This window comes from Enterobacter sp. RHBSTW-00318 (assembly GCF_014101375.1).
GTDB lineage: Bacteria > Pseudomonadota > Gammaproteobacteria > Enterobacterales > Enterobacteriaceae > Enterobacter > Enterobacter ludwigii.
Genome location: NZ_JABXQH010000006.1, coordinates 1 through 1,064, shown reverse-complemented (window position 1 = coordinate 1,064; position 1,064 = coordinate 1). Strand labels below are relative to the sequence as shown.

The window sequence follows — 1,064 nt, the reverse complement described above, 5'->3', positions numbered from 1 at the left end:
GCTGGAGAGACCCTGTACACGATTCTGTGTAAATGCCTTTTCTCAGAAGTGACCGTCCAGGCGGTCACCGAACTCGATAATAAAGCGGCTCATTGCCATACGCCAGTCCCTCAGCGGCATCGTCCATTTCTGTGAGGCCGCCTGGATTGCCAGCCACACCACCTTTTTCACCGCGTCGTCCGTCGGGAACACCTTACGCTTTTTGATAGCATGCCGGATCACGCTGTTCAGTGATTCTATGGCGTTGGTGGTGTAGATGACTTTGCGGATGTCTGCCGGGTAAGCGAAGAACGTCGCCAGGTTGGCCCAGTTTGCCTGCCAGCTTCGGCTTATCTGCGGATAGCGGCTGTCCCAGGCTGCGGCGAACGCTTCCAGCGCCTGCTGGCCTGCTTCTTCCGTCGGTGCCTGGTAAATCGCTTTCAGGTCGCGGGTGACGGCTTTGTAGTCCTTCCAGGAGACGAACCGCAGGCTGTTGCGCACCATATGCACGATGCACAGCTGGATGCGGGCCTCCGGATACACCGCGTTGATGGCGTCCGGGAAACCTTTCAGGCCGTCAACGCAGGCAATGAGGATATCGTTCAGGCCACGATTCTTCAATTCTGTCAGCACATTCAGCCAGAACTTCGCCCCTTCATTTTCGGCCAGCCACATCCCCAGCAACTCTTTCTGGCCTTCGATATTAATGCCCAGCGCCAGGAACACTGATTTATTGATGACACGACTATCCTGTCGGACTTTCAGGACGATACAGTCAAGATAAACAATGGGATAGACTGCATCCAGCGGACGATTTTGCCATTCGACAACCTGCTCCATGACCGCATCGGTGACCTTTGAGACCAGCGCGGGTGAGACATCCGCGTCATACAACTCTTTGAACGCGGCGGCGATCTCGCGTGTGGTCATCCCTTTGGCATACAACGATAAAATCTGGTTATCCATGCCGGTAATGCGGGTCTGGTTTTTCTTCACCAGTTGGGGTTCGAAGGAGCCATCACGATCGCGTGGGGTACGTAGTTCCAGAGGGCCATCGCCGGTGGTAACGGTCTTTGTGGAATAGC

The 1,064-nt window shown here is 55.3% G+C and carries 1 protein-coding gene; it reads right to left on the bottom strand.

The window, feature by feature from the left end:
• Window positions 1–42 precede the first annotated feature (42 nt).
• The coding region (locus tag HV157_RS26055) for an IS256 family transposase (RefSeq protein WP_182378609.1) at window positions 43–1,064 on the bottom strand (1,022 nt) is incomplete at its 5' end.